24 protein-coding genes and 1 riboswitch are annotated in these 25,109 nt (G+C 60.8%); of the genes, 9 read left to right on the top strand and 15 right to left on the bottom strand.

The features are described from left to right. Positions 1–157 precede the first annotated feature (157 nt). The gene (locus tag KGA88_RS06560; protein ID WP_110661713.1) at positions 158–1,327 is read left to right on the top strand and encodes an MFS transporter; all 1,170 of its coding nucleotides are present in this window, start codon (positions 158–160) and stop codon (positions 1,325–1,327) included. Here KGA88_RS06560 and KGA88_RS06555 read toward each other — a convergent pair whose 3' ends face one another. Both KGA88_RS06555 and KGA88_RS06550 read right to left on the bottom strand, forming a co-directional pair. Then, positions 1,328–2,215: a formate/nitrite transporter family protein gene (locus KGA88_RS06555; protein WP_223589733.1), complete on the bottom strand. Its 888-nt coding sequence runs from the start codon at positions 2,213–2,215 to the stop codon at positions 1,328–1,330. 219 nt (positions 2,216–2,434) lie between these two features. Then, positions 2,435–2,824 (bottom strand): acyl-CoA thioesterase, encoded by a 390-nt coding sequence (locus tag KGA88_RS06550; protein WP_317851657.1) that lies wholly within the window; start codon positions 2,822–2,824, stop codon positions 2,435–2,437. 198 nt (positions 2,825–3,022) lie between these two features. Next, a riboswitch (S-adenosyl-L-homocysteine riboswitch) is annotated at positions 3,023–3,122 on the top strand. A gap of 23 nt (positions 3,123–3,145) precedes the next feature. Here KGA88_RS06550 and ahcY point away from each other — a divergent pair. The 4 genes from ahcY (at position 3,146) to KGA88_RS06530 (ending at position 8,683) form a co-directional block, all read left to right on the top strand. Further along, complete coding sequence (gene ahcY, locus KGA88_RS06545) at positions 3,146–4,555, top strand: adenosylhomocysteinase (protein WP_110661711.1); 1,410 nt, start codon at positions 3,146–3,148, stop codon at positions 4,553–4,555. A 183-nt stretch (positions 4,556–4,738) separates the two neighbouring features. Beyond that, entirely contained in the window at positions 4,739–5,584 is an 846-nt protein-coding gene (gene metF / locus KGA88_RS06540; RefSeq protein WP_110660518.1) for a methylenetetrahydrofolate reductase [NAD(P)H], read from the top strand. Positions 5,585–5,770: 186 nt separating this feature from the next. Beyond that, positions 5,771–6,589 carry a substrate-binding periplasmic protein gene (locus KGA88_RS06535; RefSeq protein ID WP_223589731.1) on the top strand — a complete coding sequence of 273 codons (819 nt, stop codon included), beginning with the start codon at positions 5,771–5,773 and terminating at the stop codon, positions 6,587–6,589. 222 nt (positions 6,590–6,811) lie between these two features. Then, positions 6,812–8,683, top strand: coding sequence for a DEAD/DEAH box helicase (locus KGA88_RS06530; protein ID WP_223589728.1), 1,872 nt, complete (start codon positions 6,812–6,814; stop codon positions 8,681–8,683). 160 nt (positions 8,684–8,843) lie between these two features. On the opposite strand, the gene KGA88_RS06525 is transcribed toward KGA88_RS06530, so the two are convergent. Further along, positions 8,844–9,437: a YceI family protein gene (locus KGA88_RS06525; RefSeq protein WP_223589725.1), complete on the bottom strand. Its 594-nt coding sequence runs from the start codon at positions 9,435–9,437 to the stop codon at positions 8,844–8,846. Between the two features lie 32 nt (positions 9,438–9,469). After that, on the bottom strand, positions 9,470–10,021 hold the full coding sequence (locus KGA88_RS06520) for a cytochrome b (RefSeq protein WP_110660522.1): 552 nt from the start codon (positions 10,019–10,021) through the stop codon (positions 9,470–9,472). Between the two features lie 498 nt (positions 10,022–10,519). Here KGA88_RS06520 and KGA88_RS06515 point away from each other — a divergent pair, with 498 nt between their 5' ends. Beyond that, a complete protein-coding gene (locus tag KGA88_RS06515; RefSeq protein WP_223589722.1) occupies positions 10,520–11,023 on the top strand; it encodes a hypothetical protein in 504 nt (167 codons plus the stop codon). Positions 11,024–11,430: 407 nt separating this feature from the next. Here KGA88_RS06515 and KGA88_RS06510 read toward each other — a convergent pair whose 3' ends face one another. After that, complete coding sequence (locus KGA88_RS06510; RefSeq protein WP_223589720.1) at positions 11,431–13,182, bottom strand: flavin monoamine oxidase family protein; 1,752 nt, start codon at positions 13,180–13,182, stop codon at positions 11,431–11,433. Between the two features lie 223 nt (positions 13,183–13,405). Here KGA88_RS06510 and KGA88_RS06505 point away from each other — a divergent pair, with 223 nt between their 5' ends. After that, positions 13,406–14,812 carry an adenosylmethionine--8-amino-7-oxononanoate transaminase gene (locus KGA88_RS06505; RefSeq protein ID WP_223589718.1) on the top strand — a complete coding sequence of 469 codons (1,407 nt, stop codon included), beginning with the start codon at positions 13,406–13,408 and terminating at the stop codon, positions 14,810–14,812. Between the two features lie 200 nt (positions 14,813–15,012). After that, positions 15,013–15,732, top strand: coding sequence for a 16S rRNA (uracil(1498)-N(3))-methyltransferase (locus KGA88_RS06500; protein WP_223589716.1), 720 nt, complete (start codon positions 15,013–15,015; stop codon positions 15,730–15,732). 108 nt (positions 15,733–15,840) lie between these two features. On the opposite strand, the gene trhA is transcribed toward KGA88_RS06500, so the two are convergent. Then, the gene (gene trhA, locus KGA88_RS06495; RefSeq protein WP_223589714.1) at positions 15,841–16,458 is read right to left on the bottom strand and encodes a PAQR family membrane homeostasis protein TrhA; all 618 of its coding nucleotides are present in this window, start codon (positions 16,456–16,458) and stop codon (positions 15,841–15,843) included. A gap of 224 nt (positions 16,459–16,682) precedes the next feature. On the opposite strand from trhA, the gene KGA88_RS06490 reads away from it, so the two are divergent. Continuing rightward, complete coding sequence (locus tag KGA88_RS06490) at positions 16,683–17,597, top strand: LysR substrate-binding domain-containing protein (protein ID WP_110661568.1); 915 nt, start codon at positions 16,683–16,685, stop codon at positions 17,595–17,597. 111 nt (positions 17,598–17,708) lie between these two features. Here the strand turns inward: KGA88_RS06490 and madM are convergent, their stop codons facing one another. From madM to mdcA, 9 genes are all read right to left on the bottom strand, one after another. Beyond that, positions 17,709–18,473: a malonate transporter subunit MadM gene (gene madM, locus KGA88_RS06485; RefSeq protein WP_110661570.1), complete on the bottom strand. Its 765-nt coding sequence runs from the start codon at positions 18,471–18,473 to the stop codon at positions 17,709–17,711. 1 nt (position 18,474) lies between these two features. Further along, positions 18,475–18,891 carry a malonate transporter subunit MadL gene (madL, locus tag KGA88_RS06480; protein WP_110661572.1) on the bottom strand — a complete coding sequence of 139 codons (417 nt, stop codon included), beginning with the start codon at positions 18,889–18,891 and terminating at the stop codon, positions 18,475–18,477. 63 nt (positions 18,892–18,954) lie between these two features. After that, positions 18,955–19,866 (bottom strand): malonate decarboxylase subunit epsilon, encoded by a 912-nt coding sequence (mdcH, locus tag KGA88_RS06475; protein ID WP_223589710.1) that lies wholly within the window; start codon positions 19,864–19,866, stop codon positions 18,955–18,957. Further along, a complete protein-coding gene (locus tag KGA88_RS06470) occupies positions 19,863–20,483 on the bottom strand; it encodes a malonate decarboxylase holo-ACP synthase (RefSeq protein WP_223589706.1) in 621 nt (206 codons plus the stop codon). The genes mdcH and KGA88_RS06470 overlap by 4 nt, the downstream gene beginning before the upstream one ends. Continuing rightward, positions 20,477–21,280, bottom strand: coding sequence for a biotin-independent malonate decarboxylase subunit gamma (gene mdcE, locus KGA88_RS06465; protein ID WP_223589703.1), 804 nt, complete (start codon positions 21,278–21,280; stop codon positions 20,477–20,479). Before mdcE ends, KGA88_RS06470 begins: the two co-directional genes overlap by 7 nt. Continuing rightward, the gene (locus tag KGA88_RS06460; RefSeq protein ID WP_223589700.1) at positions 21,277–22,128 is read right to left on the bottom strand and encodes a biotin-independent malonate decarboxylase subunit beta; all 852 of its coding nucleotides are present in this window, start codon (positions 22,126–22,128) and stop codon (positions 21,277–21,279) included. The genes mdcE and KGA88_RS06460 overlap by 4 nt, the downstream gene beginning before the upstream one ends. Further along, positions 22,121–22,420, bottom strand: a complete 300-nt coding sequence (locus KGA88_RS06455) for a malonate decarboxylase subunit delta (RefSeq protein ID WP_223589698.1) — start codon at positions 22,418–22,420, stop codon at positions 22,121–22,123. Before KGA88_RS06455 ends, KGA88_RS06460 begins: the two co-directional genes overlap by 8 nt. Continuing rightward, positions 22,420–23,292 (bottom strand): triphosphoribosyl-dephospho-CoA synthase, encoded by an 873-nt coding sequence (locus tag KGA88_RS06450; RefSeq protein ID WP_110660810.1) that lies wholly within the window; start codon positions 23,290–23,292, stop codon positions 22,420–22,422. The genes KGA88_RS06455 and KGA88_RS06450 overlap by 1 nt, the downstream gene beginning before the upstream one ends. Beyond that, positions 23,292–24,962 carry a malonate decarboxylase subunit alpha gene (gene mdcA, locus KGA88_RS06445; protein ID WP_110660809.1) on the bottom strand — a complete coding sequence of 557 codons (1,671 nt, stop codon included), beginning with the start codon at positions 24,960–24,962 and terminating at the stop codon, positions 23,292–23,294. Before mdcA ends, KGA88_RS06450 begins: the two co-directional genes overlap by 1 nt. Positions 24,963–25,109: the final 147 nt, after the last annotated feature.

The following is a 25,109-nucleotide window of genomic DNA, read 5'->3' as shown; positions in this document are numbered from 1 at the left end:
TGTCAGCAGCTGTTTATACTGCAAACGACCACGCCGCACTCAGTTGCGCACAGACCAATTCCAATAAAATCTGCCCTTGGCCCGCTCTCCCCGAGAACGGTCTTTGGCATGCGTATGCCTGATCACAGCGTCAAGACTACCGACAGAGACCCTGCGCATGCCACTCGCCTTGCTTGCCCTCGCTGTTGCCGCCTTCGGCATCGGCACCACCGAATTCGTCATCATGGGTCTGTTGCCCGACGTCGCCCGCGACCTCAGCGTGAGCATTCCCGATGCCGGATTGCTGATCACCGGTTATGCCCTGGGCGTGGTGTTCGGCGCACCGGTCCTGGCCGTCGGCACCGCCAACATGCCGCGCAAAGCTACCCTGCTGGGCATGACGCTGATGTTCATCCTCGGCAACATGCTCTGCGCCCTGGCGCCGAATTACGCGACGCTGATGGCCGCGCGAGTGATCACGGCTCTGTGCCACGGCGCATTTTTCGGTATCGGTTCGGTGGTGGCCGCCGGGCTGGTCGCACCGAACAAACGCGCCCAGGCGATTGCCATGATGTTCACCGGCCTGACCCTGGCCAACGTGCTCGGCGTGCCACTGGGCACCGCGCTCGGGCAATACGCCGGTTGGCGTTCGACCTTCTGGGCGGTGTCGGTGATCGGGGTGCTGGCCGCCATTGCGCAATGGGTGTGGCTGCCGAAAAACATCGCAATGGATAAAGCCAACCTGGCCAGCGAGTTCAAGGTGCTGGGCAAGGCCAACGTACTGCTGGCCCTGGGCATGAGTGTGCTGGCCTCGACCAGCCTGTTCAGCGTGTTCACCTACATCGCGCCGATCCTGCAGGACATCACCGGCGTCAGCCCGCACGGCGTCACCCTCATGCTGCTGTTGTTCGGCGTTGGCTTGACCGCCGGCAGCATGCTCGGTGGACGTCTGGCCGACAGCCGCTTGCTGCCTTCGCTGGTGGGCATGGCGCTCGCGGTACTGGTGGTGCTGGCGGCCTTCACGCAAACCAGCCATTCGGCAATCCCGGCGGCGATCACGCTGGTGCTATGGGGGACGTTCGCCTTCGCCCTGTGCCCGATCCTGCAATTGCTGATCATCGACCAGGCCCACGAAGCACCGAACCTGGGTTCGACCTTGAACCAGAGCGCCTTCAACCTCGGCAACGCCGCCGGGGCCTGGATCGGTGGCCTGGTGGTGGCCAGCGGCGCGGATCTGGCGGACTTGCCGTGGACGGGCGCACTGGTCAGTGGCCTGACCGTACTGACGGCGATGTTCTTTATCTATCGCCAGCGTCGCGGTGCAGCTGCGCTTGATGTGGCGGGCTGATTACTTTCGCTTCATGGGCGGGTCGGGCTGCTCGCCTTGATCCGCAGCCTGCTTGGGCGGCCCGCTTTCGCTGCGAATCTGCGCATGGCTGATCAGCGCGAAAATGAAACTGCCACCGATGATGTTCCCCGCCAGCGTCGGCCCGGCGAACACCAGCCAGAAATCACTCCACGGCAACTCACCGGCAAACACCAGATACGAGACCTCCAGCGAACCGACCACGATGTGAGTGAAATCTCCCAGCGCCATGAGGTAGGTGATGAGGATGATGATCCACATCTTGGCGCTCTCCATGGATGGAATCATCCAGACCATGGTGGCGATCATCCATCCGGAAATGATGCCCTTGGCGAACATCTGGCTGGCGTGGTTTTCCATGACCTTGCGCCCGATATCAAGGAAGGCGACATCGGTCTTGCTGTCGAAGATCGGCAATTCCAGCATCACGTACGCCACCAGCAAGGTGCCGCAAAGGTTGCCGATCAACACCACCGTCCATAGCCGCAGCAGACGGCCGAAATTGGCGAGCGTCGGCTTGGTCATCACCGGCAGCACGGCGGTCAGGGTGTTTTCGGTGAACAGTTGCTGGCGGGCCAGGATCACCGCGAGAAAACCGGCGCAATAGCCGAAACTCGCGATCACCTTGAAGCCTTCATCGTCCGGTAGACGGGAATTGAGCAAGCCCATGGCCATCAGCGACAGGCCCATGGTCAGGCCGGCTGCCAGCGCCGACCACCACAACGCCGCAATGCTGCGCTCCAGCTCCTGATCGCCCTGGGCACGAATGATCTCGTGCAGTACCGCGGCACGGGGCGGCTGGCTCTTTTCGACTTCGTGCTCTTCTTGCGCCGAAAGGTTCGGGGTCTTGCCGTCGTGTGCCGAGTTCATGGGATGCGCAACCGGTGGCGGGCTATTTAGCTACGACACCGTGGGGTTCACGACTGTTCAGTAGGCAGACAAATCTCCAGGTTCAGCAGATCGCCTTCGCGAGCAAGCCCGCTCCCACATTTGATCTTCAGTGGATACAAAATTTGTGTCCGACGGTGATCCAGTGTGGGAGCGGGCTTGCTCGCGAAGGGGACGACACCGATCTCACTGACCAGCGTCCTAGTCCTGGAACTGATCCTTGACGTACTTGATCTCGGTCCGGCCGTGAGGCGCCGGCAAGCCGTCTTCACCGAGGTTCACGAACACCATTTTCTCGACCGTGAGGATGCTCTTGCGGGTGATCTTGTTGCGCACTTCGCACGTCAGGGTGATCGAGGTGCGGCCAAACTCGGTAGCCGTGATACCCAGCTCGATGATGTCGCCCTGGCGCGAGGCGCTGACGAAGTTGATTTCGGAAATGTACTTGGTGACCACACGCTGATTGCCCAATTGGACGATGGCGTAGATCGCCGCCTCTTCGTCGATCCAGCGCAACAGGCTGCCGCCGAACAACGTGCCGTTCGGGTTGAGGTCTTCGGGTTTTACCCATTTGCGGGTGTGGAAATTCATATTCACTCCTGAGCGTCTTGCCGAATGATGCTGACCATCATGGCAGAGCCCGAGCTAGAGCTCTATTGAGCATCGACTATGGTCTCGATTACCGTTCGGACATTGACTGACAGAAACGCTTTGGAAGATCAGCATAGCCCGCTATAATCGCCACCGTTTCAAAACGGTCATCATCACTTGATACCGTTTTCCCGCCACCTGTCCGAGGGGCGCTGCAGCAGGCTAGACCTGTCAGGCTCGGATGGGGCGTTGCCTGGCCTTAAGCCAGACACTAAACGCACAACGGCGCCCATTCGCATACATTACGAATGGAGGCTCTTCATGAGCGCTGTCAACACGCCTGCAGATTTCACCGACTATAAAGTCGCCGACATGTCCCTGGCTGCCTGGGGCCGTCGCGAAACCATCATCGCTGAATCCGAAATGCCAGCCCTGATGGGTCTGCGTCGCAAGTACTCCGAAGAGCAACCGCTCAAGGGCGCGAAGATCCTCGGCTGCATCCACATGACCATTCAGACCGCCGTGCTGATCGAAACCCTGGTTGCCCTGGGTGCCGAAGTGCGCTGGTCGTCCTGCAACATTTTCTCGACTCAGGATCAGGCCGCCGCTTCCATCGCTGCTGCCGGCATCCCGGTTTTCGCCTGGAAAGGCGAGACTGAAGAAGAGTACGAGTGGTGCCTGGAGCAAACCATCCTGAAGGATGGCGCGCCTTGGGACGCCAACATGATCCTCGACGACGGCGGCGACCTGACCGAGCTGCTGCACAAGAAATACCCAGCCGTTCTGGACCGCGTCCACGGTGTGACCGAAGAGACCACCACTGGCGTTCACCGCCTGCTGGACATGCTGGCCAAGGGCGAGCTGAAAATCCCGGCCATCAACGTCAACGACTCGGTGACCAAGAGCAAGAACGACAACAAGTACGGCTGCCGTCACAGCCTGAACGATGCGATCAAGCGCGGCACCGACCACCTGCTGTCCGGCAAGCAAGCGCTGGTGATCGGCTACGGTGACGTGGGCAAGGGTTCCGCCCAGTCCCTGCGTCAGGAAGGCATGATCGTTAAAGTCTCCGAAGTCGACCCGATCTGCGCCATGCAAGCCTGCATGGACGGTTTCGAACTGGTTTCGCCGTTCATCGACGGTATCAACACCGGCACCGAAGCAAGCATCGACAAAGCGCTGCTGGGCAAGATCGACCTGATCGTGACCACCACCGGTAACGTCAACGTTTGCGACTCGAACATGCTGAAGGCCCTGAAGAAGCGCGCTGTTGTCTGCAACATCGGCCACTTCGACAACGAAATCGACACCGCTTTCATGCGCAAGAACTGGGCATGGGAAGAAGTTAAGCCACAGGTGCACAAGATCCACCGTACCGGCGCTGGCGATTTCGACCCACAGAACGACGACTACCTGATCCTGCTGGCCGAAGGCCGTCTGGTTAACCTGGGTAATGCAACCGGCCACCCGAGCCGCATCATGGACGGCTCGTTCGCCAACCAGGTCCTGGCGCAGATCTTCCTGTTCGGCCAGAAGTACGCCGACCTGTCGCCAGCCCAGAAAGCCGAGCGCCTGACCGTTGAAGTACTGCCGAAGAAACTCGACGAAGAAGTGGCCCTGGAAATGGTCCGTGGCTTCGGCGGCGTCGTGACTCAACTGACCAAGACCCAGGCCGACTACATCGGCGTGACCGTCGAAGGTCCGTTCAAGCCGCACGCTTACCGCTACTGATCCGCTGATCGGCAATAGCGGTGTTCTGATACACCGCGTTGCCTGCATCGCCAGCAAGCCGGCTCCTACAAGTGAGTAGTCGTACGCAACATGACGGTACGACGTAAATCCTGTAGGAGCCGGCTTGCTGGCGAATGCGGACAAACCGGCCCCTCAGGCTTACGCGTTTCCAAGGATATGACCATGTCCCAAGATCGTCGCTACAGCTTCGAGTTCTTCCCTACGAAGACCGATGCTGGGCATGAAAAGCTGCTCGCCACTGCTCGCCAGCTGGCTACCTACAACCCCGATTTCTTTTCCTGCACCTACGGCGCCGGCGGTTCGACCCGTGATCGCACGCTGAACACCGTGTTGCAGCTCGAAAGCGAAGTCAAAATCCCTGCTGCCCCGCACTTGTCTTGCGTAGGCGACAGCAAGGACGACTTGCGCGGCCTGCTGGCCCAGTACAAGGCCGCCGGCATCAAGCGTATCGTCGCCCTGCGCGGTGACCTGCCTTCGGGCATGGGCATGGCCAGTGGCGAAATGCGCCACGCCAATGACCTGGTGGAATTCATTCGTGAAGAAACCGGTGATCATTTCCACATCGAAGTCGCCGCCTACCCGGAAATGCATCCGCAAGCGCGCAACTTCGAAGACGATGTCGCCAACTTCGTGCGCAAGGCCAATGCCGGCGCCGACAGTGCGATCACCCAGTATTTCTTCAACGCCGACTGCTACTTCTACTTTGTGGAACGCGTACGAGCGCTGGGCGTGAACATCCCGATCGTGCCGGGCATCATGCCGATCACCAACTACAGCAAGCTGGCGCGCTTCTCCGATGCCTGCGGTGCGGAAATCCCGCGCTGGATCCGCAAGCAGCTGGAAGCCTACGGCGACGACACCCAGAGCATTCAGCGCTTTGGCGAACAGGTCATCACCGAAATGTGCGAACAACTGCTGCAGGGCGGCGCTCCGGGGCTGCACTTCTACACGCTGAACCAGGCTGAAGCGAGCCTGGCAGTGTGGAACAACCTGAAGTTGCCGCGCTGAAGCAGCTACAAGCTAAAAGCTGCTGACTAAAATCAAAGGATCGCAATCTTCGACAGCTCCTGTAGGAACTTTCGCAGGTTGCGATCTTTTGCTTTCAACGCACTATTAATGTGTGGCAATCCACGGACTTAGAGCATCTGCGGTGAGTTTCTGGCTCTTTCCGGTTTCTCGTCGTAATCTCAGCCCATGCCTTTGATCACGCAGTTAATCGCCTTGCTTGTCTTCACTTGCCTGAGCTTCGCCGCCCGGGGCGAGAAGCTGCGCATTGTCACGGAACCGTGGGCGCCTTACGTATACGAAGACAACAACGGCAAATCACTGGGCCTGGACTACGAAACCACCGCCATTGTCTTCAAGCGCCTGGGCATCGAAGTGGAGTGGCAGTTCCTGCCATGGAAACGCTGCCTGTCGATGCTTGAGTCGGGCCAGGCCGACGGTGCGCTGGACATTTTTCACAGCGACGAGCGTGATGCGACCCTGCTCTACCCCAGCGAACCACTGTCTGAAGTCCAGTTCGTGCTGTTCTACGCCAATGACCGGCCCCATCCGTTTCGCACCCTCGATGACCTGCGCGGCCTGACCATCGGCACCTCGCCGGGTTACCTGTACAGCAAGGACTTCAGTGATTCGACGCTGTTCACCCGCGAGCCGGCCCCCACCCATGAGGCCAACTTCGGCAAGCTGGTACGCGGGCGTATTGACCTGCTGATCACCGACCGCCGGGTCGGCCAGCATTTGCTCGACGAACTGGGCATCCGCGACAAGATCACCGAAAACCCCACGGTCATCAGCCAGCAGAGCCAGTTTCTCGCGGTGCGGCGCAATGCAGGCATGGACCTGCTGGTGCAACGTTTCGGCGCCGAACTCAAACGTTTCAAGCGCGAACCCGCCTACGCCGAACTGAGTGCCCGCTACGGCGCGGAACCGGGCGCCAGCGTGAAGACTGGAAAGACCACGGCCGCCACGGAAAAAACCGTTGAGCAGCAGGAAAGCGGCGCGCAGTGATTGCTCTGTTATACTCCGGCCTTCCCGCCAGGCTCACGCCCGGACGCTCGGAATCGTTAAAGGCATCTCAACCCCGCTACTGCGCAGCTTTCAGCCCGCGCGAGCGCTTGCAGACGAGCCTTCGAGACCCAGCAGGACCGGACGGGATTGCGTCCTCTTAAACGCCATTCGCGCCAGGCAAGACTCCCATTGGGCCAAGCCCTAACTAGAACAGGATTACTCATGTCCTTTGCTTCCCTCGGTCTCTCCGAGGCTTTAGTCCGCGCCATCGAGGCGGCGGGCTATACCGAGCCTACTCCGGTGCAACAGCGGGCCATTCCCGCCGTGTTGCAAGGTCGCGACCTGATGGTCGCGGCACAGACAGGTACTGGTAAAACCGGCGGTTTCGCCCTTCCGATCCTGGAGAGGTTGTTCCCTAACGGTCACCCGGACAAATCCCAGCGTCACGGCCCGCGCCAGCCGCGCGTACTGGTCCTGACCCCGACTCGCGAACTCGCAGCCCAAGTGCATGAAAGCTTCAAGGTCTATGCCCGTGACCTGAAGTTCGTCAGTGCCTGCATCTTCGGTGGCGTTGGCATGAACCCGCAGGTTCAGGCCATGTCCCGTGGCGTAGACGTGCTGGTGGCCTGCCCTGGCCGCCTGCTCGACCTCGCCGGCCAAGGCAGCGTCGACCTGTCCCACGTGGAAATCCTCGTGCTGGACGAAGCCGACCGCATGCTCGACATGGGTTTCGTCCACGACGTGAAGAAAGTGCTGGCGCGTCTGCCGGCCAAACGCCAGAACCTGTTGTTCTCGGCGACCTTCTCCAAGGACATCACCGACCTCGCCGGCAAGCTGCTGCACAACCCGGAACGCATCGAAGTCACGCCGCCGAACACCACGGTCGAGCGCATCGAGCAGCGCGTATTCCGCCTGCCGGCCAGCCACAAGCGGGCCTTGCTGGCCCACCTGATCACCGCCGGAGCCTGGGAACAGGTACTGGTGTTCACCCGCACCAAGCACGGCGCCAACCGCCTGGCCGAGTACCTGGACAAACACGGCCTGAGCGCCGTCGCGATCCACGGCAACAAGAGCCAGAACGCCCGCACCAAAGCCCTGGCCGACTTCAAGGCCGGCACCGTGCGCATCCTGGTGGCCACCGACATCGCCGCCCGCGGCCTGGACATCGACCAGTTGCCCCACGTGGTCAACTTCGAACTGCCGAACGTCGATGAAGACTACGTGCACCGTATCGGCCGTACCGGCCGTGCCGGTCGTTCGGGCGAGGCGATCTCGCTGGTAGCCCCGGACGAAGAAAAACTGCTGAAAAGCATCGAACGCATGACCAAGCAGAAAATCGCCGACGGCGACCTGATGGGCTTCGATGCCAGCACCATCGAAGCGGAAAAACCTGAAGTTCGCGAGCGTCCGGACATGCGCAACCCGCGCAATCCACGTGGCCCGCGCGGCGACGGTCCGAACGGCAGCGGTGGCGGCGGCGGTCGCAAGGACAAAGGCAAAGACAAGGGCAAGGAAAAGCCGGCCGGCGAACGCGGCGAGCGCCCTGCCCGTCAGCAGAAGCCACGTGAAGGCACTCCGGCTCGCGAACAGCGTCCGTCACAGCCTCCTCGTGCCGCCGCTGACCGCGCCCCGGACGAGTTCCTGGATGACGATATCGATAACTTCGGTAACCGCGTCGACTACGTGCCTCAGCAGAAACCCGCGCAAGGCCGTGGCCGTCGTCCGGGTGCTCCGGCACAAGGCACTGCAGCAGGTGCGGGCGCTCCGCGTTCCGGCAAGCCACAGGGTGGTCGTCAGAACGGTCCGCGCAACAGCGACGGCGCTACCACCGGCACACCGCCAGCCAAGCGCAGCGGTCCACGCAGTGGTGCGCCGCGCGATGGTCAGGCGCGTCGTGAAGACTCACGCAATCGCCGCCCGGCCCGTGACGACCAGCCGCGTTCGGAACCTGCTGTGCAGAACCCACGTGGCCCCGCGCCGAAGATCATGCACAAGGAGTCGAAGGCTGACCGCTTCCCGACACCTGAGCAACTGGATCAACTGCCAAGCCGTCCTCGTGGTGAGAAACCAGCGCTGCTGACCCGCAATCGCTGAGTTATCGCTGCAATGAAAAATGCCCCGGTTCGAAAGAGCCGGGGCATTTTTTATGGCGAAAAACCTGTAGGAGCCGGCTTGCTGGCGATTGGGGCAACTCGGTTTCTGCCGTGTCTCGGAAGACGCTATCGCCAGCAAGCCGGCTCCTACGGTCTCAGCATTACTTCGCTTTTACACCTTCAAACGTAACGTACAGATCGACTGCGTCGGACTGTGGACCCAGGTCCATCATCTTGCCGAAATCGGAACGCTTGATGCTGGTAGTGCCCTCGAAGCCAGCACGGTAGCCGCCCCATGGATCCTTGCCTTCACCCAGGAAAGTGGCCTTGATCACCACTGGCTTGGTAACGCCAGCAATCGTCAGGTCGCCGTTCACGTCTGCAGTGTCTTTGCCAGCGGCGTTTTTGCCAGTGGATTTAACGCTGGTGGACTTGAAGGTAGCCTTGGGGAAATCAGCCACTTTCAGGAAGTCTTTGCTGGAGATGTGCTTGTCACGTTCAGCATTGTTGGTGAAGACGCTGGCAGTGTTCACGTTGAACTCGATCTTGCTGTCTTCAGGCTTGGCAGCGTCGAAGCTGAACGTGCCGTCGAGGTCCTTGAAAGTACCGGTGATGTAGCTGTAGCCCAGGTGGCTGATCTTGAAGTCGACGAAGGCGTGCTGGCCTTGCTTGTCGACGGTGTAGTCAGCCGCCATCACGTTGGCGGACAGCAGAGCGGAGCCGATTGCCAGAGCGGCGAGAGTCTTTTTCAACATGCTTTGTTTTCCTTGGGAGTCGAGGTTGAACTTCAGGCTTTGCGACCCAGCATGCGCTTGAGGGTCACATCACGGTCGATAAAGTGGTGCTTCAATGCTGCCAACGCATGGAGGCCGGAAAAAATTACCAGCGCCCACGCCAGGTAGAGGTGAATCGCGCCAGCGTTATCTGCCTGGTCCGGTAGTCCGGAAATCAGGGCAGGCACTTCAAACCAGTCAAACACCGGGATCCCGGCACCTTCAGCGGTGGAAATCAGGTAACCGGCAATCATCACAGCGAACAGACAGAAATACAGAAAAGCATGGCCGAGCATGGCGCCCAGACGCGTCATGCGGCCGTAGCTGGCCAGGGTTGGCGGCGGCGGGCTGATGAAGCGCCACAACACGCGCAATACCATGACCCCCAGCAGGATCAAGCCAATGCTCTTGTGCAGATCCGGCCCCGACTTGCGCCATGGGTCGTAATAACCCAGGTCGACCATCCACAGCCCCAGGGCGAACAAACCGAACACGGCCAGTGCCACGCCCCAGTGCATGAAGATACTGACCCAGCCGTAGCGGGAGGTAGAGTTACGTAGCTGCATTGCCTAGATCCCTGTGAGTACTGGCCCAAGACTATCGAGTTATCTATCGAATTAAAGCGGAAAATTTTGCTTTGAAATATCGAGAAATACGATCAAGAGTCTGAAGCCGAAGGGTTAAGGAAAGATTAAAGTCGAAATTGTGAGAAAAAGTGAATACAAACCAGTGAACACCTGTATCAAATGGTTTATTCGATTCTGCTCCCGGTTTTTCTTCAGGCAAAAAAAAGCGCGGCCCGTGAGCCCCGCTTTTTTTCGCCTGAACGTTACTGCGCTGTGGTCTCAGTGGCCGCTCCACTGCTCTCCGATTCAGTTTTTTGACCGGTGCCGTCCTGGCAGGCTCCACCCTCCCCGATCCAAACACCTGATGACGGCCCTTTCCTTTTCTGCTTCAGGCTAAACATCGACGGTTTTTTATTCAAGCGATAAATATGTATTGCCACTTCCGTAGTTGAACTTGGTTCAATGAGACCTCAACAGTTCATTGAACAAGGAAAAAACATGGCTATTACTTACACTCCATTCCAAGCAAACGGCTCGCCTTTACTGCCCCCCAATCAAATGATGTCGGCGGGACAGTACCTCATGTCTGAAAATGGACAATTTCGATTGGTGTTGCAGGCTGACGGAAATTTGGTTATTACCGACAATGGTGCTGTAGTTTGGGTTGCGGACGCCAATCAAATTTATAGTAGGACTTTATATCAAAAAAGAATGAATCAACGACTGCAGTTTGTAATCAGTAATAGTGGCTTTTTATACGACCCCTCCAGAAAGCGTCTATGGGTTGCCGAAAGCTCTCATAGCACTGACAAATCGCTTTGGTACAACGCTTGTATGGTCATGCAAGATGACGGAAATCTGGTCATTTACGACGGACGGACGGGCAGTCTGTGCTGGGCTCGCTTTGGATTTGTCCCTGGCCGCATTCCAAAGGCAAAGCAGGCCAAGGTTTTATTTGAAGGCATAGAAATTAAAACTTGGAAATTCTCATTCCCTCGCTAATTATGATAAACACCTTAGATATCTAAGGACCTTTAATCACAGGAGGTGGCTGTAAGCAATCTGGCTTGTACGGATCAATCTGGCATTTATGGGTCAACTCAAGGTCGCGACCTTGAATAGTTAGACCACCATCCACACAACCAATAAGCGCAATAAAAATTACTAGTGCAGCTAATATTTTCATATACCCCCCAAGTTTTTCTAAGAGCGTATAATTGAACATTATACGAAACCTATAATTCATTTCTGATTACTTTGTGGGAAGCTTCTGATATATCGCTAAAGCGTGTAGGACCGAGATTGTTGGTTGCACGAGCCCGATGCCAAACAAGGCCGGAATATCTCACCTTTGAAGGATAGGCAAAAAAAAGCGCGGCCCTTGAGCCGCGCTTTTTTACGCCTGACCGTTACTGCGCCTTGGCATCCGTTGCCGGGGTCGCAGCCGGTTTGGCCGCTGGCTTCTTCGCCGGCTCAGCCTTCTTGACCGGTGCCTTGGCCGGAGCTTTTTTCGCCTCGGTCTTGGCTGGTGCTTTGGCCGGAGCCTTTTTGGCCGGCTCTGCTTTTACCGGAGTCGCAGGTTTCGGTGCTTCGACCGGAGCCGGTGCAACAGCCGGGGCAGGTGCTGGCACAGGAGCAGGTGCTACTGGCTCAGGTGCCTTGACCGGCTCTGGCTTCTTCTCGTCATCCGAGCCGCCGAACAGGTTGCTGAAGAAATTGCCTTTCTTCGCCGCCACCGCACCAGCGCCCGCCGTCGCGGCGACCGCGCCGACTTTCGCCGGTTCGAACGACTTGCCCGCCGCCAGGTCTTCAACCTGGTTCGCGGCACGCTGGCCGGTGCGCAGCGCGCCCTCCAGGGTGCCGGGGTACAGGGTGTCGGTGTGTTCGCCAGCGAAGGTTACGCGCTGGATCGGGCGTTCCCACAGGCGCCAAAACTTGCTGATCTGGCCCGGACCGAAGGCCAGGTAAGCGCCGCCCATCGACGGGTCGGTGCTGTAGCGACGGATTTCATAACCGGTGAACGAGCCACGGGCCTGTGGATAGAACGCGTGCAGGCGGATCAACACCTGATCGACCATCTGCTTGTCGCCGAACGCCTGCATCACCCGCGCATTGTCGCCGGACAGGTTGATCACTACGTTGGCGCCGCCCTTCAGGGCAGGCTCGATCCACAACATGCCCAGGCCGGCGTTGCTGAAAATCTCGCCGGACATGCGCGCCTTGGGTTCCCACACCGGCGTCTTGAACTTCAGCATGATCTGGTCGCGCCAGCCGTAGTTGGTACCTTTGATCGCCGCCAGGTGCTGGGCGTCCAGCGCCGGGGTCATCTGGATCTTGTTCAGGGCGCGCAGAGGCACGGCCAGCACGACGTAGTCAGCCTGATAACCAACGCTGTCGACTTTGACGGTCACACCGTCCTTGTCCTGAATGATCGCCGAGACCGGGGAGTTGGTCTTGATGACTTTCAACTGTTTGACCAGGGCCTGGGCCAGCACCTGGCTGCCACCGACCAGGCGCGAAGCGCGCAGGTCACGATCGGAGACGCCACGGTAGACGCGGCTTTGCTGCGCGAAGTACAGCAGCGACAAGCGCGAAGGTTCGTCGTAGCGGGTCCGAATCTGCTGGTTGATCAACTGACGGGCGGTGGCTGGCAGGTTCTGCTTGTCGAGCCAGCTCGACACGTTGATCTGATCCAGCGCGTGCAGCGTGTTGTTGGCGGCCGGGTTCTGCGGGTCATCGATCGAGCGCGCCAGGTCGTCCACGGTCTTGTCGAAGCGCTTGAGCGCCTCGGCGGTGGCCGGCTGCTTGGTCGCCAGATCGGCGGCGGAGAAATACTCGCCATCGATCAGATAGCTTGGGGTCCGCACGAATTCAGGGGCTGGCGTGGTGCTCAGCTTGAAGTTCGATACGTACTTGTTCAGCACCGGCTGGACTTTGTCGTTGCCGATCCACTCGCTGGTGGCCATGCCGGAACGGCCGCCCAGGCTCGACTTGGCTTCCAGCAGGGTGACCTGCCAGCCTTTGCTCTGCAGCTCGTACGCGGCAGTCAGGCCCGACAGGCCGCCGCCGATCACGATCGCGGTTTTATCCTTGGCCAGCGCAGAAACGCTGAACAGCCCCAACATCACCAGCGCACAGGCGCGCAGCCAACCGACAGACATTCAGCGAACTCCGGAATAACACGAGGAAAACAGCAGTATTTGCGAGCCAGACGGCTCAAGAAGCGCGAAGGATACGTCAGCCTTCAGACGCCTGCCAGCAACGTCTATCGGTACGTACAAAGTAGCTCATTCGACACAATGGGTTGTCCCCGTCGCACGCATTGCATAGGCTTGCGCGATTGTATGTCCGCGCTGGTCACGGACCGCCTCCAGGAGAGTGAAAATGGGCCTGAATAATCAGTGGATGCAACGCGATCTCGCCGTGTTGTGGCATCCCTGCACCCAGATGAAAGATCACGAGCAACTGCCGCTGATCCCGATCAAGCGCGGTGAAGGCGTGTGGCTGGAAGACTTCGAAGGCAAACGCTACCTCGATGCGGTCAGCTCCTGGTGGGTCAACGTGTTCGGGCATGCCAACCCACGGATCAACCAGCGCATCAAGGATCAGGTCGACCAACTCGAACACGTGATCCTTGCCGGTTTCAGCCATCAACCGGTGATAGAGCTGTCCGAGCGCCTGGTGAAGATGACTCCGGAAGGCCTGACCCGGTGCTTCTACGCCGATAACGGCTCGTCCTGCATCGAAGTCGCGCTGAAAATGAGCTTTCACTACTGGCTCAATCGCGGCACGCCTGCCAAGAAACGCTTCGTCACCCTGACCAACAGCTACCACGGTGAAACCATGGCGGCGATGTCGGTGGGCGACGTACCGCTGTTCACCGAGACCTACAAAGCCCTGCTGTTGGACACCATCAAGGTGCCGAGCCCGGACTGCTACCTGCGCCCCGAGGGCATGAGCTGGGAAGAGCACTCGCGCAACATGTTCGCTGCCATGGAGCAGACCCTGGCCGAAAACCACGACACGGTCGCGGCGGTGATCGTCGAGCCGCTGATCCAGGGCGCCGGCGGCATGCGCATGTACCACCCGGTGTACCTCAAGCTGCTGCGCGAGGCCTGCGATCGCTACGGCGTGCACCTGATCCACGACGAAATCGCCGTCGGCTTCGGCCGCACCGGGACGATGTTCGCCTGCGAACAGGCCGGCATCCGCCCGGATTTCCTGTGCCTGTCCAAGGCCCTGACCGGCGGTTACCTGCCGCTGGCGGCGTGCATCACCACGGACGAAGTCTATAGCGCCTTCTACGACGACTACCCGACCCTGCGCGCCTTCCTGCACTCCCACAGCTACACCGGCAACCCGCTGGCGTGCGCGGCGGCCCTGGCGACCCTGGACATCTTCGAAGAAGACAACGTCATCGAGAACAACAAGGCCCTGGCGCAGCGCATGGCTTCGTCCACCGCACATCTGGTCGATCACCCGAATGTTTCGGAAGTGCGCCAGACCGGCATGGTGCTGGCCATCGAGATGGTCAAGGACAAGGCCAGCAAAGAGGCTTATCCATGGCAGGAGCGTCGCGGCCTGAAGGTGTTCCAGCACGCCCTGGAACGCGGTGCTTTACTGCGTCCACTGGGTAGCGTGGTGTATTTCCTGCCGCCGTATGTGATCACCCCGGAACAGATCGACTTCCTCGCCGAAGTGGCCAGCGAAGGGATCGACATTGCGACCCGTGACAGTGTCAGCGTGGCGGTGCCGAAGGACTTCCATCCGGGGTTCCGTGATCCGGGCTAAGACCAATGGAGAACCCTTGTGGCGAGGGGGCTTGCCCCCGTTGGGTCGCGAAGCGGCCCCAAATTCGGCAATTGCATTACATCAGTTAAAACGCATTAGCCGGTTTACGACTGCTTCGCAGCCGAACGGGGGCGAGTCCCCTCGCCACAAAAGCCCGTTAGCCACAAATGCGATTCCGATCCAATTTTTAGAGACCCAGAATGAGACTGTCCCGCTTCTTCATCGACGCCCCCCTGAGCACCGGCGAGCACGAATTGCCCGAAGCCCAGGCCCATTACATCAGCCGTGTGCTGCGCATGGCCGAGGGCGATGCGCTGCAACTGTTCGACGGCTCGGGCCAGGAGTTTCGCGCCAGGCTGGTCGAAGTCGGCAAAAAACGCGTGGTGGTGCAGATCGACGAAAGCTTCGCCGGGCAGGTCGAATCGCCACTGCAAATCCATCTCGGCCAGGGCCTGTCCCGTGGCGAGCGCATGGACTGGGCGATTCAGAAAGCCACGGAGCTGGGTGTCAGTGAAATCACCCCGATCTTCACCGATCGCTGCGAAGTCCGGCTCAAGGACGAACGCGCCGACAAGCGCCTGTTGCACTGGCGCCAGGTGGCGATCAGCGCTTGCGAGCAATGCGGGCGTTCACGGGTGCCGGTGATTCATCCGCCACTGTTGCTGGCTGACTGGTTGAAGCAGACAGAGGCTGAGTTGAAGCTGGTGCTGCATCCGGTGGCCGAGCCGCTGGTGAGCCATGCCAAGCCTGCAACACTGGCATTCCTGATTGGCCCGGAGGGTGGTTTGTCCGATGCCGAAGTCGATCAGGCCAAGGCCGGCGGCTTCCACGCCGCCCGCCTCGGCCCTCGGGTATTGCGCACCGAGACCGCGCCGGTAGTGGCGTTGGCGGTGGCCCAGCAGCTTTGGGGTGATTTCTAGGCCGCCATCGCTGGCAAGCCAGCTCCCACAGGTATCGGGTTGCCGCCAACACCGTGACCGACATCAATCCTGTAGGAGCCGGCTTGCTGGCGATAGCCGTTACGCGGTCTAAAGCACATAAAAGAAAATCGCCACAAAGTGCAGCAAACTCCCCGCGATCACGAACAGATGCCAGATCCCGTGGGCATGCCGCAGCCGATCGTCCAGGGCAAAAAAGATAATCCCCACGGTGTACAACACACCGCCCGAGGCCAGCCACGCAAACCCGGCGCCGCCCAATGCCGCGAGTAACGGCTTGACCGCCACCAGCACAATCCAGCCCATCACCGCGTAAATCACGATCGACAGGATCCGCGCTTCCGAACGTGGCTTGATCTCCTGCAGGATGCCGATCAGCGCCAGCCCCCAGACAATTCCGAACAACGTCCAGCCCCACGGCCCGCGCAGGGTCACCAGGCAGAACGGCGTGTAGCTGCCGGCGATCAGCAGATAGATCGAAAAGTGATCGACCTTCTGCATGATCACTTTCTTGCGCCCGCGCACGCTGTGGTACACGGTCGATGCGCTGTACAGCACCAGCAAGGTAAAGGCGTAGATAGCCATGCTGACGATCTTCCACGGGCTACCGTCCAGACTGGCCAGCACAATCAGCCACACCCCGCCGACAAACGCCGCCACGGCCCCGAACAGATGCGTCCAGGCGTTCAGTCTTTCCCCGTGATACATGTGGTGCTCCCCTCGAGTTTCATCACCGCAACGCGCAAGGCTCAGCCCTGGAGCGTAAAAGCGCAATGTTTCAGAACAAAAGTCCCCCTGTAGGAGCCGGCTTGCCGGCGATGGGGCCATGGAGTTTTGCGCTGTTTTCACGATTGCCATCGCTGGCAAGCCAGCTCCTACAAAGGTCTGTGAATACCGGGCACAATCGAGTCATTCCAAAAAGAGTCCGCCCCATGCTGATCGATGAAGAGTTGACCCTGAAAAAACTCGAGGTGTTCCTGGCCTTCATGCGCACCGGCAATCTGGCGCGGGCCGCCGCCGAGTTGCAGACCAGCAACGTCAGTGTGCATCGGGCGATCCATTCCCTGGAAAGCGCCCTGCGCTGTCCCTTGTTCAAGCACGAAGGCCGTAACCTGACGCCGCTGGAAAGCGCCTATGTGCTGGAAGAACGAGCGCAGAAGCTGATTCAGGATGTCGTCGAAAGCGTGCGCCTGACCCGCGAAGCCGCCGGGTTCTCGGCCGAACGATTCAAGCTGGGTTCACTGTATTCACTGACGGTGAAGACCGTGCCGCAGTTGATCATGGGCCTGAAGATCCGCCGCAGCGAACTCAACATCGACCTGATTCTGGGCTCCAACATCGACCTGCTCTACAAGCTCAAGAACATGGAAGTCGATGCGGCCCTGGTGTCGCTGGACGAGACTGTCAACGATCCGGATTGCGAGCAGATCCCGCTGTTTTCCGACGACATCTTCCTCGCCACCCCCGCCGACTCGAAGTTTGCCCAGCGAACCGAAGTCGACCTGGCCGAGGTCCGCGACGAAACCTTCATCACCCTGACCCAGGGCTTCGCCACCCATCAGGACGGCAAGCGGGTATTCGAGCAGGCAGGGTTCGAGCCGAAGGTGGCGATGCAGGTCAACGACATCTTCACCCTGCTGAGCATGGTCAGTTCGGGCGTGGGTTATGCGTTGTTGCCGGGGCGGATTGCGGCGGTGTACGAGAACCGGGTGAAGCTGATCCCGTTGCAGGAAAAGTACCGGTTGCAGCAGCACATCGGCGTGGTGTTCCTGAAGGCCAAGGAGCGTGATCCGAATCTGCTGGCGTTGCTGGCTGAGTGCCGGATGTATGCCAATCGGCAGGTTTGAAACCGTGTCGCACCCTTCGCGAGCAAGCCCGCTCCCACATTCGACCGCATTCCAAATGTGGGAGCGGGCTTGCTCGCGAAAGCGTCAGACCCGACAACTCAGCCCCTGAACCTAGCCAACTATCCCGCGAACAATGAAGTACAACAGCGAAGGCCCCAGCAAGCAGCCAAGCCCGGTGTGGAAGGTCGCAGTCAACGCGCCATAAGGCACCAGGCGCCGGTCCGTCGCCGCCAAACCGGCGGTCACGCCGCTCACGGTGCCGGCCAGCCCGCCAAACACCATCGCCGAGCGCGGGTTATCCAAGCCCATCCAGCGCGCCGCCATCGGCGTGCCGACCATCACCAGAATCGCCTTGATCAGGCCGGTGGCAATGGACAGCGCCACCACATCGGAGCTGGCGCCAATGGCCGCTCCGGTCACCGGGCCGACGATGTAGGTCACCGCACCGGCGCCAATGGTGGTCATGCTCACTGCGTCGCGATAACCGAATACCCAGGCCAAGCACGCGCCGACAATGAACGGCAGTACCGTGCCCAGCAGCAGCGCGATCACGCCGATCAAGCCGGCCTTTTTCGCTTCAGTGGCCTGCACCTCGAACGCCGTGGCAACGATGGCGAAATCCCGCAGCATCGCGCCGCCCATCAGGCCGATACCGGAAAACAACGTCAAGTCCGCCAGGCCCTTTTGCCCGCCGGTCATCGTGCCGCCAACCCAGGCCAGTACCAGGCCGATGACGATGGCAATCGCCGAACCGTGGATGCGTCCGAAGGTCAGGCGTTTGGAGATCACCACTGACACCCACATGATCACGCCGACAAAGGCGAATGCGGTGACCAGACCGTTGTGCTCCAGACCGTTCTTGATGAGATCCCACATATCAGCGGCCTCCCACTGGAGTGCCAACCGGCGTTACATCCGCCGGTTCATCGGGCAAGGGTTCGCCTTTGTGGGTCCGGCTGATCAAGGCAATGGTGCAACCGCAGACCACCACCGAACCGATTGCCGCCAACACCGCCACCGGGCCACCATGCAGCGCCGTGACCACGTTCTGCTGCGCCGCCATGGCAACGACTACCGGGATGTACATGGCGCCCCAGAAGCCGACACCCATCTCGCAATCCCGAGTCATGCCGCCACGTTTTTGCATCCACAACCGTGCGCAAATCAGCAGGATCATCGCGATCCCGACACCGCCGACGTTTGACTTCACACCCAGCAACACACCAAGCATGTCACCCATGATCACCCCTGCCAGCGTACAGATCGCCAACAGCGCCACACCGTAAATAATCATTGTTGTAGTCCTCAAAGTGCCTTTCGAATGTTGTTTTTGTTGTTCGAAGCCTGAGTCGGTGATTTAAGAGTGACGGCTGCCCTCCTCACACATCAGCGCCTGCAAGGTGTCGAGCCGCGCACCGTCGAAAGCAATCACGGTGCCTTGCTCGAACACCCGGCGCGCCAGCCCGGTGAGCACCGCGCCGGGCGGCAGTTCGATCTGTAGACGTACGCCGCGCTCGTAAGCGCTTTGTACCGTGCCTCGCCAATCGACGATGCGGCACATGTTGAAGGCCAGGTCGTCACGCAAGGCTTCAGGCTTGATCAGCGGACGCGCGCGACTGCCGCTCAGGTAACCAATCGTCGGCGTGTGCAGCGGCACGTTGGCGAAGGCGTCGGCCAGACGTTGCGCGGGCGCCTCAAGCAATGGGCAGTGGGACGGCACGCTCACTGCCAGACGCTTGGCCAGGCCGGCCCCACAACCTTTCGCCAACCCGGCCAGCGCTTTCATCGCCGCATCGCTACCGGCAATCACCACCTGGTTATCGGCGTTGATATTGGCCAGGTAAACCGGCATTTCTGCGCTGTGCACCTGGGCCAGCAGTGCCTCCACCGTGGCCAGGTCCAGACCGATGATCGCGGTCATGCCGTAGCCTTGTGGATAAGCCTGCTGCATCAACTCACCGCGCAGGCTGACCAGATGCAACGCATCGCTGAAACTCAGGGCACCGGCCACCACCGCTGCCGGGTAGGCGCCGATCGACAAGCCGGCCACGTAGTCCGGGGTCATGTCCAACTGGCGTGAAGCAGCGACGCCGGCGATCAGCAGGCAAAGCTGCACTGCCCTCGTCGACTGCAACGCCTCGGCAGAATCCAGCTGCGTCACATCTTCACCCAGCAGGTCGCTCGCCTCGCTCAACGTTTGCCGAGGCAAACGCGCCAGCATGCCGGGTTGTTGCGCGCCCTGGCCGGGAAACACCAACAAGCTGCTCACGTTGCCTGCTCCTGCGGATTCCACGGATCAGTAACCAGAATGGCTTGAATGGCATTTTTCAGCAGGACCCGCGACGAAGCACCAGCCCATTCGCGCAAGGCAACGGCGCCCGAAGGTGTCTGCAACTGCAGGTCCACGCGACACACGGCCGTGTCGAGAACGTTCACCAGCGCCTGCGCGTCGACACGACTCAACGGACGTGGCGTACGCAGGATCAGATCGAGATCGCTGCCCTCGTGCAAAGCGGTAAATCCACTGGCCAACTCGAACCCGGCACTGCCACTGACACCCCAGGTCCAGCCGCAGCTATCGAGGTGCGGGCGCAATTGCGACAAGGCACGCAGCGCCGGGAAATCACGCCTGCCTTGAACATGGCAGAGTTCTTCCGGCTGCACCCGTCGCGTGATGGCGGCGACGTCCATCAGCGCTGCAAATCGCTGCTCGCGCAACGGCCCGCGCACGCCCACCGCCACCTGCCCCGCCGCGCTCAAGGCGCGACGGACCACCACCGGCTGGCCGGCACTGATCGACTCGACCACCCACGCAGGCGCATCCGCAGGCAATTGCTGCGGGGTCATCCCCCACAGCAGGTCGTGAGCCAGAAGCGCATTCACCACTGCGCTCTCAGCAATTGGCGAACCTTGCTCGAGGCCGCACGATTACTCGCACCGAGGCGACCGCTCAGATCACGACCACCGGCGGCCACATCGCCAATCGCCTGATGCAGGCAATCGGTCACCCGCGCCAGATCCGCCGCAGTCGGCTGTTCGATCTGCTCCACCGACAGGGTTTCCCACAGCAATCCGAGGCTGGCATAGCTGTCGATGTCGTAGGCCATCGGCGGCACGCTGGCCGCCAGGGCTTCGAGCTCTTCGACACTGCGCAAGGTCACCCGCGCCGCCGACGCCTTGCCCATGGCATGCACCATCACCCCCGGATCGCGCAGGGCGATCAAGCGGTTGGCCTGATAGCCGTGGGCCAGAAATGCCCCGGACATCGCCTTGCCCACCAGCAAACCGATCACCGCATGACCGGCCAGGCGGGCACGGGCATAACTGTCCGCCGCAGCGGCCAGCGCCTGATGAATGCCGAGGGCCTCTTCGCGCCGACCGTAGGCCTGGCTCGGCACGTCGACGATGGCGATCAAGGCGCGTTTGTGTGCCTTGTCCTGATCAGCGGCGATGACTTCATCCACAGCCTTGGCCAGGCCCCAGCCTTCGAGCAAACCCACCTCGCCGTTGCGTGCACGGACGAAGCGGTTTTGCGGGTCGGCCACCACCGCGATAAAACGCACAGGCTGATCGCCCAGCGTACCGTCAGCTACTTTCAGCGAAGCCGGCAAACCCTCGATCGCTTTCGCCCCGGCGCTCAAGGCGTTGAACCAGTTCAAACCACGCAGTGAATACGAGTTCATGGGCGTTCTCCTTGGTACAGATCGCGAACCACGGACGGCTCGATTTGTGGTTCGGCGTCCAGGTGCGCCAGGCGTTGCAAGAACAGCTCGGCCTGACGGCTGCGTGATTGCGCCGGCAAACCTTGTTGGAGCAACTCACCCACCTGTTGGCGGATCTGCGCCACATCGTCATCGACATAACGGTCCACCAGGCCACTGGCGAAGCGCTGCTCGCCACCGGTCAGGCTCCAGATGAAGGGCCGGTCGCGGGAGTCGTATTCTTCGAGTCCGGCTTCCTGCTCGATCACCTGCGGGCCGTTCAAGCCCAGTCGCGCTTCCTGGGTCACCAACAGGTAACTGCACAACCCGGCGGCAATCGACATGCCGCCAAAGCAGCCGACGCTGCCCGCCACCACACCGACCACGGGCTGGTACTGCTGCAAGTCGACAATGGCTGCGTGTATGTCGGCAATCGCCGCCAGGCCGAGGTTGGCTTCCTGCAAGCGCACGCCGCCGGTTTCCAGCAGCAGCACAGCGCGGGTCGGGATGCCGTTGCGGTTGTCTTCGGCGGCCAGTTCCAGTGCACCGGCAATTTTGGCCCCGCCGACTTCACCGAGGCTGCCACCCTGGAACGCACCTTCAATGGCCGCAATCACCACCGGCAAACCATCGAGGTTGCCCTTGGCGATCACCACGCCGTCATCGGCTTGCGGCACCACGCCCTGGCGCGACAGCCACGGCGACATGATGCGCTGGAACGGATCGAGCAATTCGCGGAAGGTATCGGCGTCGAGCAAGGCTTTCGCCCGCTGCCGCGCACCGAGTTCGACAAAGCTGTGCTTGTTCAGCAAGGATGCGCTGTCAGTCATGGCCGATTTCCTCGAAGCCTTGTTCCAGACGCAGGCGCACCACGCCGGGTGTCGCGCCGAAATCGTGAATGTCGATATCCATCGCCGGCGGCGTCTGGCCGTCGAACATCCGTGCGAACAGATGCTGCCAGCGTTGTTCGCTGCCATTGACCGAGGTCTGCACGTTGATCGTCAGCTTGCCGGGCTGACCCGGTTCGATCAGCACTTCCAGATCGCCAGAGCCAACGCAGCCCACCAGGGTGCGACCGCGTGGCGGCTGCCCGGCGGGGAATTCAAAAGATAAGGTTTCCATCAAAACGCTCCCTGAAGGATGCCGTCGCGCTCGATACGGTCGAGCAATAGCGTGGCGGCGAGCAAGTCGGCGGCACCACCGGGCGAGGCATTCAATGCGATGAGTTGTTGATCCAGTTCATGCAGACGACGACGGCCCGCGAGGCTGGCACTGCCGCCCGCGTCGAGCACCGCTTGAGCACCGGATTGCATGGTGTGCAGACCCTGTTCACCGGCGCGGTACAACACGCAGGTGTCGGCCAGCCCGGTCATGATCGCCAGCAGCGCATCGAGCCGGGCGTTCTGTTCGCCATGGCCGGCGGCGCGGCTGTGTTTGAGTTGCGGCAGCGCACGATGCAACACCGCCGGAAAGCCCAGTTGTGCTTCTTCACGGGCACCCCGCGCGCCGTAACGCTGGGCGACTTGCGCACCGTGACTGAGCGGGCGTGGAGCAAAACGATCGTCGAGCAGGGCCAACCGCGCAGCACGTATCGCCACGCTATTGGCATTGCAGGATTGAGGTTCCAGCGCCGCGGCAGTGATCAACAAGCCCAAGGCCCAGATCGCCCCGCGATGGGTGTTCACCCCGCCGGTGGTGTCGAGCATGGCTTGCTCGCCTTCGCGACCGATGCGGCCCACGGCTTCGCGCAGGGGCAAGCCGATCTCGTCGAACTCGATAGCCGCTTCAGCCATTTCTCTAAATGTCGGCCACAAGGACAACGCCGAAGCGTGCATCAGCCCCAGGTGCAGATCGGTGTGGGCGCCATTGCCGCGACGGTCGACCAGTGCCGGTTTCGGCGATAGATCAGCCTCGTCGATCAGTGCGTCCACCGCCAGGTCCGCCAGCCGTTCGGCCAGGCTCAGGTTTTTCGGTTGCAGGTTAAGTGCGTGCATTACCAGCTCCTGAACTTGGCGGGCGGGCTGTAGAGGCCACCAGACCACTCCACCAGATCGGCCACGCTTTTCGCCGCGAGCAGTTCGCGGGTGGCGTCGGTGCGGCGGATGCCGAGGTCTTCGGGTAAGGCGATCAGGCCTTCGCGGCGCATGCGCGCGGTGTCTTTCGGGTTGTGGCGCAGGCCGATGGCGGTCACCCCGGCGACGGCGGCGATCATCGCCTGGCGCTCTTCCAGCGAGCGCGCCTTATACAAATAAGCGATGCCTTCTTCCGTCAACAGATGGGTCACGTCGTCGCCGTAGACCATGATTGGCGCCAGCGGCATGCCGCTTTTCTTCGCCACTTCAACGGCATCGAGGGTTTCGACGAAGGTCGGTTTGCCGCCCTCCTGGAAGGTCTCGACCATCTGCACCACGAGTTTCTTGCCGCGTTCGAGCATCGGCTCGGCCACATCGGTGTTGCGCATGTCGAGCCAGGCTGGCGTGCTGTGGCGACGACCGCGCGGGTCGTGGCCCATGTTCGGTGCGCCGCCGAAGCCGGCCAGACGCCCACGGGTGACGGTGGAGGAATGGCCGTCGCCATCGACTTGCAAAGTCGCGCCGATGAACAGGTCCACCGCGTATTGCCCGGCCAGCTGGCTGAACATCCGATTGGAACGCAGGGAACCGTCGCGCCCGGTGAAGAACACATCCGGCCGCGCCGCAATGTAGTTCTCCATCCCCAGCTCGGTGCCGAAGCAATGCACGCTTTCGACCCAGCCACTTTCGATGGCGGGAATCAGGGTCGGATGTGGGTTGAGGGTCCAGTTGCGGCAGATCTTGCCTTTGAGGCCGAGGGATTCGCCGTAGGTCGGCAGGATCAGTTCGATGGCAGCGGTGTTGAAACCGATGCCGTGGTTAAGGGACTGCACGTTGTGTTTTTCGTAGATCCCGCGGATCGCCATCATCGCCATCAGCACGTGCACCGGCTTGATGTGCCGTGGGTCACGGGTGAACAGCGGTTCGATGTAGAACGGCTTGTCGGCCACCACCACGAAATCGACCCAGGAAGCGGGGATATCTACCCGTGGCAGGTCGCTGACGTCGTCCACCAGTTGATTGACCTGGACGATGACAATGCCGTCGCTGAAGGCCGCTGGCTCGATCAGCGCCGGGGTGTCTTCGGTGCTCGGCCCGGTGTAGATGTTGCCGGCGCGGTCGGCCATGAACCCGGCCGAGAGCACGACGTTGGGAATCAGGTCCACCACCAGCCGTGCGTAGAGTTCGATGTAGGTGTGGATCGCGCCGATTTCCAGCAGGCCGTCTTCGAGCAACTGGCTGATGCGCAGGCTTTGGGTGCCGGCAAAAGAGAAATCGAGCTTGCGGGCGATGCCGCGCTCGAACAGGTCCAGGTGCTCGGCGCGGCCGACGCTGGGCATGATCATGTGCAAGTCATGCAGCTTCGCGGGGTCGGCCTTGGCCAGGGAGCGCGAAAGGAAATCCGCCTGCTTCTGGTTGTTGCCTTCGAGCACCACGCGGTCGCCCGGCAGGATCAACGCTTCCAGCGCCGCGACGATGTTATCGGTGGGCAACACCACACCGTCGGCAAGACCTCGCACCAGCTCGAGACGCCGCTGCTTTTCGCTGCGCCGCCGCGTCCATCGCGAGTCGGGGGATATTGTTGTTGTCATGACCACTCCACGGGTTCGCTGTCGTGGAGCTACCTTAGGAGTGTTGGGTGGGGGGCATCAATCAAGCAGAGCGCTGGATCGTTACGCTCAGGGTAATGGTTGTCAGAACTGACGCCTTCGCGAGCAAGCCCGCTCCCACAGGGTTTT

It is taken from the genome of Pseudomonas sp. A-R-19, assembly GCF_019956575.1.
Taxonomy (GTDB): domain Bacteria; phylum Pseudomonadota; class Gammaproteobacteria; order Pseudomonadales; family Pseudomonadaceae; genus Aquipseudomonas.
This window is presented reverse-complemented; position numbering and strand designations above follow the sequence as displayed.